General features: G+C 57.4%; 7 protein-coding genes. 4 read left to right on the top strand and 3 right to left on the bottom strand.

From position 1 onward, the window contains the following. Together EOA27_RS11805 and EOA27_RS11800 are read left to right on the top strand one after the other, a co-directional pair. A partial coding sequence (locus EOA27_RS11805) for a tetratricopeptide repeat protein (protein WP_127256250.1) occupies positions 1-986 on the top strand: 986 nt, incomplete at its 5' end. Positions 987-1293: 307 nt separating this feature from the next. Then, positions 1294-2067 (top strand): hypothetical protein, encoded by a 774-nt coding sequence (locus tag EOA27_RS11800; protein WP_126078800.1) that lies wholly within the window; start codon positions 1294-1296, stop codon positions 2065-2067. A gap of 341 nt (positions 2068-2408) precedes the next feature. Here the strand turns inward: EOA27_RS11800 and EOA27_RS11795 are convergent, their stop codons facing one another. After that, complete coding sequence (locus EOA27_RS11795; RefSeq protein WP_245467192.1) at positions 2409-3116, bottom strand: hypothetical protein; 708 nt, start codon at positions 3114-3116, stop codon at positions 2409-2411. Positions 3117-3520: 404 nt separating this feature from the next. Next, positions 3521-4234 (bottom strand): hypothetical protein, encoded by a 714-nt coding sequence (locus tag EOA27_RS11790; protein ID WP_126078799.1) that lies wholly within the window; start codon positions 4232-4234, stop codon positions 3521-3523. A 147-nt stretch (positions 4235-4381) separates the two neighbouring features. Here EOA27_RS11790 and EOA27_RS11785 point away from each other — a divergent pair, with 147 nt between their 5' ends. Both EOA27_RS11785 and EOA27_RS11780 read left to right on the top strand, forming a co-directional pair. Continuing rightward, the gene (locus tag EOA27_RS11785) at positions 4382-5020 is read left to right on the top strand and encodes a hypothetical protein (protein WP_127256248.1); all 639 of its coding nucleotides are present in this window, start codon (positions 4382-4384) and stop codon (positions 5018-5020) included. Next, entirely contained in the window at positions 4915-5463 is a 549-nt protein-coding gene (locus EOA27_RS11780) for an FkbM family methyltransferase (RefSeq protein ID WP_127256246.1), read from the top strand. The genes EOA27_RS11785 and EOA27_RS11780 overlap by 106 nt, the downstream gene beginning before the upstream one ends. Positions 5464-5498: 35 nt before the next feature. Here the strand turns inward: EOA27_RS11780 and EOA27_RS11775 are convergent, their stop codons facing one another. After that, on the bottom strand, positions 5499-8270 hold the full coding sequence (locus EOA27_RS11775) for a glycosyltransferase family 25 protein (RefSeq protein ID WP_245467191.1): 2772 nt from the start codon (positions 8268-8270) through the stop codon (positions 5499-5501). Between the last annotated feature and the right edge of the window lie 332 nt (positions 8271-8602).

The following is an 8602-nucleotide window of genomic DNA, read 5'->3' as shown; positions in this document are numbered from 1 at the left end:
TTCGCTATGTGCTCGAAGGCAGTGTGCGCAAGGCCGGCCGTAGCGTGCGGGTTACGGCGCAGATGATCGATGCCTCGACCGGCGCCCATGTCTGGGCCGAGCGCTATGATCGCAGCTCCGACGACATCTTCGCGCTCCAAGACGAGATCGCGCTGGCAGCAGTGGGCGCGATTGCCCCAAGCGTGCGGAAGGCCGAGATCGAACGTGTCAGGCGCAAACGGCCCGATAGCCTCGATGCCTACGATCTCGTGCTGCAGGCCCAGCCCAATGTCGATTCAGGCATGCCGGAACAAGTGACCAGAGCGTTGGCACTTCTCGAGCGCGCGATCACACTCGAGCCAACCTATGCGCTGGCGCATGGCAACGCCGCGATGTGCCATCACTGTCTGTTTCTTCGCGCCGGCCTGCAGGAGATTAACCGCGCATCTTCGATCAGCTACGCGCGGTCGGCCATCGTCCACGGACAGGATGATGCTCTCGCCCTGACCTGGGCTGGCTTTTCGATCGGAATGGATGCGCATGATCGCGCCGCAGCGTTCGCTGCCTTGGAAGCCGCCCTCGCTATCAGCCCGTCATCAGCCCTGAGCTACATCCTTGGCAGCGTCATTCTCGGGTGGAGCGGCGAAGCGGAGCGAGCGATAGAATGGAGCAAGCAGGGTTTGCGGCTGAGCCCATTCGATTCGTGGGCCTGGGCCACTTTTGACGCACAGGCAATGAGCCATTTGTTGCGCGGCCGTTTCGAAGAGGCTTGCCGTGCTGCCTACAAGTCCGTCCAGGCCAATCCGGCACATAGCATCACCTATGTGCAATTGGCGGCCGCGCTGGCCAAGCTTGGCCGGTTGGACGAAGCAAAGGCAGCCGCCGCTCGCGTTATCGAGCTTCAGCCGGGCTTTCGCTACAGCCGCCAGTTTGCCGGCGTGAATTGCGCGCCCGCGCTCGCGGAGGCTCTTGGCACCGCGCTACGGGCAGCCGGATTGCCGGAGTAGCTCGCGTCTGAGCATTCGAGAATAACGAACCCAATCATCGGCGTACCCTCAAGCCAGGGTTCGTATAAAGACCTCCGGTCTGTCGACGAACCCGCGTTCCATTTGCCAATCGTGCCTGCTCGCGTAGTTCCGAAATACCTCGAAAATTAGCCTTGCCGCGTATATCGAACCGATTGACCGGGCATTGAAACGGTCGGTGTAGCTCCGAAGGCGGCGCTCATCACCCGCACTTAGCGTGGGAGTTGCACCGTCGACAGGTTGCGACGCCACTTCACGCAGCTTGGTTCGCCCTCGACGCAGTTCCGGTTTGATGGCGGCGACCGTGCCGCCTGTTGTCTCTGAACTGGATGCGCTGAAGGCAAGCGGCGTCGATTGTCCGATAGGCGCGGGAACGCCCTCGCTGTTCACTGAGTTCAACCGCAACCCGCCGACCGGCAGCGCAGATTTCGTCTTCTTCGGCAACAGCGCCATCGTGCACGCCGCTGATGAGCAATCGATTGTGGAAACCCTGTCGGTATATCCGGCCGTGATGGAGACGGCGCGGCATCTATGTCCAGGCAAGCCGATCTGGCTCGGACCTTGCACGATCGGCATGCGGCACAACCCCTATGGTCAGTCGGTTGCGGCCAATTCCGGATTCAAGCGGGTGCCTGCAGCCGGCACTGACCCGCGTCAACGGGCGTTGTTCGGGGGCGCGTTTGCAGTCGGCTTAGCGGAACAGGCCGCTAAAACCGGAGCTGATCGATTGATATTGGCAGCACCCACCGGACCTTTCGGGCTTTTGAATGAGGATGGCACTCTACGACCGTTGCAAGCCGTCCATGCCGAGCTTGCAACTGCTGCCGGTTCGGAACGTTACGGGATATCGATTGATCGGCCGGGAGTGGCAGCCATTGCCTTTCGTGTTGGGGAGGCTATCCGCGTCCTAGCGGCAAACCTGACTTCGGCGCCGATCGAGGTGAAGCTGGGTCCGAACGCGAAAGTGAGGGGCGTTGCAGGTGATGAAATGAAGTCACTAGGCTTCCACCCAACCAGCCACATCGTAGGGCCGTTCGGCACTGTCACGTTCCGAGTTGCCTAATAGTCGATCAACGAAGGGTTGACTCAGGTCAGGCATGCCCCTGTGATGCCAACCTTCGATTGGTAAGACTTGCCCTGAAAAGCAGACTGTCGGCTAGCCTCAAAAGACGACATGGCTGGTTTGCGCCGCTTCCAGTCATTATTTGGCCGTCCCACACTTCCTGGAACCAGATGTAGCGCTCAGCCGACCAGGTTACAGCCGATCTCGAGAACCGTACATCGAACCGCTTGCTTCGAGAGGCTGCCGACCGAACGGTGCGGACTTCCAGTCGCGCATTTAGCAAATTGGAATATGTCACTCCAGATGGAAAGCCGCCACGCAATGTAAGCTCGGGCCAGCAGTCACTCGACGCCGGGCGGAATTCCCAAAAGCTTGCCCAGGTGGATCGGCAGCCGAGTTGACGCGTGTATCTCGGCACAGCTTTCTTTCCATTTCTGGAGATATTCACCGATAGGAATCCGGCTGCGGCCCGGCCAGCGGTTGAGCGCGCCAAGTGCCTCAACACAGTCCGGGGCCTGCTCATATTCCGAGAGTATGGTCAATGACATTGCTTGCGCGAACGGATTGAGGCTCGGAACTTCGATCTCGCTTCGGTGCTTGGCAAACCATGCCGGCGGGTCGCCGGCGAGGCCTTGAAAGTCGGCAAGCGACTGATAGCCGTTGATGATGTTTTCGCGATATTTGGCAATGAGATCGCCGAACGCGTTGTCGCCGGGGAAGGGCGGGGTGTGTTTCCAGCTCTTCGCCAGACGCCACAGGCCCCGCAGCGAGAAGGCCTCCACCATTGCTTCCTCCAGCCATTGGCATGGCGGCGCAGGCTTGGCATCGGCCTGCCAGCTGTTGGCAAAAACATGCCCGAGTTCGTGCCCGAACTGGTAGGCGAGCTTCGACCAATCCCGCTCGCCGATGTCGACTATGGTCCATGCCATGCCGCTGGCGTCCGGATGCAGCCAGATGGCGGGCGGACCGGATGTGTGCTCCTCGACACGCAATCGCGTCGGCTGGCGATCGGAGAGAAGGCGCACACCGTCGAGGCAGGCCTGCCGCATGCGTTCGATGACCAGAATGGCAGCGCCTTCAAGCATGCGGCCCCAATCGCCGGCGAGTTCTATCGGGGCAGTGAGAAGAGACGTCGAGGGCGCAACTGGGGCTGATTGAGCAGACACCACGGCGGACCTTGTTTCACGAACGACTGACACAGCGGACCCTGCCAGCGCCAGACCCCAGGCAGGGGAGCCTGCAAGCAGTGTTAGGAAATGCCTTCGCCTCAACTTTCGTTCCTCGATGCGTGTGAAGCAATGTCGGATCGGTCCGCCTCTAGCGCAGCTGCCGGACCGCAATAAAGGCCGGAGAGCCGGCGCAAGGTCGAATTCTGTCGAGCGTTCGATTATCAGTTGGGCTCGTCAATCAGGCAAAAACAAGAGCTCATGCGCAGGGGCGCGATCCTGGTCGCTTAGTCCCTTTTAGGCCTCAAGACGCTGAGTACCCTCTTATAGCGCTCCAGATTGCCCCCGCTTTGCAAATGGATCGCATCCCCCTCGGAGGAATAGGGAAGCGAACCCGTCGGGTAGAATGGCTCTGTCTCGGAAGGCGAATTCCATATGAAAATAGGAATTCTGCGAGAGGCAAAATAGAGCGAAAGGACTATATCGTCACTATGTCGACAATCCATGTCGTTCGATGTTTCTCGTACATATTCCAGGAAGTCGTCACCCACGCATGCGGGAGGATACAGAACCGTGCCGAATCCTTCGAACATCGATACCCGCATTTCTCCGTATTTGAACGTGATGCTGCCGTCTGGATTGAAGTCCCCGCCGTGCCGCGCCAGGATGCGATATTCAGTTTCGCGGTGCCCTTTGCAGAGGAGGGCAAGCTGATTTTTTGGATAGGCAAAGTCGTCGTCAACCGACCAGATGTAGGTTTCTTTCTCATCCCCATGGCGCAGTAGGGTCGGGGCGATCTTTGTGATCGGCCCGTAGTCCTCTGTACGGAAAATCTTCACCCGTTCCATTTCCGTCAGCCATGTCGGCAAAGTGTAGGGTTCGTTCGTCCGCACGCACACGTGTGGAACGTTCAATTCAATATGTTCCACCGCAACCGTCTGGCCGAGCACGCTTTCAAGCGCCGGGCCAATTCGGTCAATCCGCGATGGGATGGTGGTCATTGAGGCGACTATTCGCATGGCCTTCCTATCTGTACAGACCGATCCATACTGCCCGATGCTGGCGCATAATCTCCGTATCGTTGTCGCCTTTGCCAAGAAATAGCAAATGCGCTTACACTTACGCGGGATCGAGCGGGGGTCACGGTCGTGATCGGCAATCTGGCTGGCCAACTCTTTACATCGCACGGAACGATCGTGTTCGTCGATCCGTCATCCGGAGAGGTCCGGCACGGAACGTTTGAACACAGTCCACAAAATACCCTGTTAGTTCAACAGGGTGCGCTGGCTCGCCTGAAGTTCACTGAAGCCGGCATCGACAAGGAAATAGTATATCTTCGCGATTATTCGGCCATTGTTGGCTCAAAGAAGTTTGATAGTCCCGATGTGCTTAACATACTCCCGGGCACTCTGACACCAAAAATTTTTCGAGGGCGGGAATTTGGACTTGAGAAGGGCGGTAAATTTCTGTGTGCGGAGCCCGATGGCCGAATTACGCTATCAAGACCCGCGTGTGAGACTTGGGAATTGTTTCACCTTCGCGAGGATGCTAAAGAATCAAGTGGAACTATAACAAGCCATCGGATTGATGGAAAAATCATCAGCTTTTTCATCACGAATAGAGTGGATTACATACAATCATCCCTTATAAGGGGCGACTTCTACGAGCGAGACGAACTTGAATTGATCAAACGCCTTGCGCCGCCCGGAAGGGCGTTTGTGGACATTGGTGCAAATATAGGAAATCATTCCATATTGTATCGAAATTTTGCAGCCCATCTGAGATAATAATATTTGAGCCAAATCCAAATGCTATAGATATACTTAAAATAAATCTTTCGTTGAATGCTTGCTCGAATGTAAATATTGACTACCTCGGCGTGGCTCTGAGTTCGGAACCGAAAATTGCGAACGTATTTTATCCCATTTCAAATAACATGGGCCAAGCGCAAATGCTTGAGGCCGATCACGGAGTGATCAAGTGCTTGCCTGGTGACCTTTTCCTGCGTCAGAAACCTGTAGGCTTCATTAAGATCGACGTGGAAGGCGCGGAATTCGATGTGCTCAAGGGAATTCAAGGAACGATCGAGCTATGGCGTCCCGGCATACTTATCGAAGTATGGCCGGAGCGTCACCAAGACCTCTCCTCTTGGTGTGATGCCTTTGGCTACGCGGTCCGGGAGACATTTCCGTTGGACAACAATTTTTTTGTAGCACCTGTCGAGGGATAAACCCCTTGGCGCCCGCCCGGCTATCAGCAGCAGTTTCACTTCTTGTCCGTCGCTACTCGATCGGAAAGTTGCTCGTCGTCCACGATCACCAGCGGCGGCATGCAGATGTAGCCCTGCATCGACCCATATGCGGCGCACATCGCGCAGTCGATGCCAGTATCCTCGATGATTACGTCCGTCCCAGGAAATGGGATGAGGCGGTGTCGCAGCGGCAGGCACTTTTCCAGGAGAATGCGCGCGCCTCTTGGCGTGATCGTGTAGGCTTGCAGCCCAAACGAATGCTCTATCCGGATGAGCGATCTGGGGAATTTGTCGGACTGAAACAGCGCTGTTCTGTTGGTGTAGCGACGATCGTAGAACTCCAGCTTGGCTTTCGAAAGACCAAAGTCCAACCAGAGAAAAGACGGATCGATGATATAGCCCCACTGTATCATGTCCCAACCGGTCGGCGCCCGGGACATGATCTCTGCGGATTCCTCGATAAATCGAAACGATGCTCGGACGTCGTCCTCAAAGACCGTTATCGTCCTGTTCTCCGATACCGCACGCTTCCACAGATCGATGTGCGACAAAGCGCATCCCAGCGTCCCCGGGGGGTACCGACAATCACCGGTGATAAGGCCTTCCTCCATGAGCGCGGCCCTGTCCAGGGAGGTGCCGTCAACGGCCGATATGCGAGCCGTATTGTGCATCAGATGCCAATTGTGACTTTGATACCGGTTCCAGCGATCGACGCTGCGGTCAAGGTTGATCAGATGGATCTTCAGCGAGTCCGGCAACTCGGGCCTCGCCAACAACGGAGCAGGCGCCGAGGCCGTTGCGCCAAGCAATTGCGGCACGTCGCCCGCGTCGCGCAAAAGCTCTCTTGCCCGTTCGATCCCGCCGCTGACATGGTATTCGTGATCGCCGAAAGTAATGTAGCCGTAGACCTGCCGGTTATCGATGTACTGGACGATGCCGGCCCTCCTGGCACTGTCGGCGAATACGACATATTCGTAGCGCGATGTGCCGTCGTCATAGGTAAGTTCGGTCAGCACATCGGCACGTACAAGATAGGTGCAGTGCACGAGCGGCATCTCGATAACGCCGCGTACATGGCGGTTGAGCACCCAGCCATATTGGTCGCAGTGTTGATAATATCCGTTCGCATCGACCTCGGCGTGATAGTTCGAATAATATTGGCCTGGCGAGATGGAGCGCAGCAGGGGCGCGACGATCGGCAGGTCCAGCGCAACAAGCTCCCGCAGCGTCGCCGGCCGCACGAAATTGTCGACGTCGACGACGAAATAGAAGTCGCAATTGTGCTCGAGAGTTTTCCGCAGGCTGATGTTGCGGATTCGGCCAAGCACCTTGAAGCGTGTCTCGTTCCATTCGTGCTCGCGAAACTGCTCGACCCGGTCATTGACGTCCGAAGTGTCGAGCTCGACCGCCGCATAAAGGTGGCCGACGCGCTCCAGCCACTCGCGCAGGATCTGCTCGGTCTTGTCGGTGTTGTTGTTGGTGCGGATGTAGAGGACGATCGATTCTCTCGGGTAGTCGAGCGACTCGATGCACGCCAGGTAAAGCGGCAGCGCTGGCTCTTTCTGTTTGGCCAGTATCGCGACCAGGACACGCGGCACGACCTCCAGCCGCGAACGCAACGATCGCTGCGCAATCAGCGCGTGCTGCTCGACCAGGCTTTCCGCGCCAAGTCTTCCCAATACCGATGGCTCGCGGACCTCGAGCTTCTCGGTCGCGAAACGCGCATTGGCCACCACCCGCTTTAGCATGTCCGGCGGCAATTTGTCGGAGGCAAGCAGCTTCAGGCACGCGTCGAGCGACTCGCGATATGCGCCCGCCCAATACGCGTTGATCGAAAACTCGTCGAGCAGCCCGTAGTCATAGACCCAGGGCTGGACGAAGAGACCGGTCGGCTCCGTGAGGTCCAGGCCGCGACGCGCGAATTCCTGTCCTTGCGCGTTCCGGCCCTGGCTGCGGCAATAGAGGCTTGCCGCGTGCAGCGCCTCTGCGCGTGCCGGCACTGTCTGGGTCGCACGCTCATAGACCGCGACGACCTCTTCGAAGGGCTTGCCGAGCGCGGCCATCAGATTCCCCGCCTCGAGCAGGCTCACATAGACCTCCTCGTTCCAGAAACCCAGCTCTGCTCGCTTCAGATACTGTTCCAGCGCCTTCTCGCGTTCACCGAAATCGCGATAGCTTTGCGCGAGATAGAAGGTGTAGCGCGATATCAGGAACGGATCGGTCTCGGTTGCGAGCACGTTCTCCAGCACCGCCGCGTCGTCCTGGTATTTTCGTGGGTTTTGGCTGCGCGCTCCCCCACGTCCCGTGGCAATGCGAAATCCCTCGGCGTTCTGCCGTGTGATGGGGCCAGGCGGAGCCTCCAGATATTCGTGCAGCACGCCCTTGAAGGAAAAGGGTAGGCGGTTGCGGCAGATCTGCGGGCGATAGAACGAGATATTTCCATGGGATACTTCGACATCGTAGAGATCGTGTTCCATCCGCGACTTGAACACGGCTGGCTCGAAGTCACGATCCAGGATCAGCGTATCGTCGGCATCGATGATCATTGCATAGTCGACGGTCTGGACTTCGCGCAGCCGCTCGAGAGCGAAGCTGCGATTGTATGCAAAGTCCCGCCATGGCTCGTCGATGACGGCTCCCTGGACATTGTTCTGCGCGAGAAAGCCTCGGATGAGGTCTTGCGTGCCATCGGTAGAACCCGTGTCCACGATGAGCACATAATCGACAAGAGGCAGGGCGCTGGCGAGGCATTGCAGGATAACCTTCGCCTCGTTCTTGACGATCATGCACAGACCGATGGTGCTCACGCCGATCCCCCGCCGACGCAACTATAGTTGCACTGCTGTACCATCCAGGACAGCAATCCTTTCAGATGAGGACTCATCCAACCCTCATGCCCCATCCCGCGCCCGTGAAGCCTCAACCATTTGTATGATGGTGCTCAATTTTTAGCGAGCGAAATGGCCGGATTTAAGCCTCGGATTTTCAAAGGGTTCGGGTCCCCGAGCTGTCATTTCGAAGACGCCAGGCGAGACTCTACCAAGCGAACTTCCGTTCATAAAGTGTAAACCAAGCCATTTACAATTTTATAAATTTCGCATTTACTAATATCTAATGC

The organism is Mesorhizobium sp. M2A.F.Ca.ET.037.01.1.1 (assembly GCF_003998075.1).
In the GTDB taxonomy this organism is placed as follows: Bacteria; Pseudomonadota; Alphaproteobacteria; order Rhizobiales; family Rhizobiaceae; genus Mesorhizobium.
Note: the sequence above shows the minus strand (reverse complement) of the source record. Positions and strands in the feature narration are given on the sequence as shown.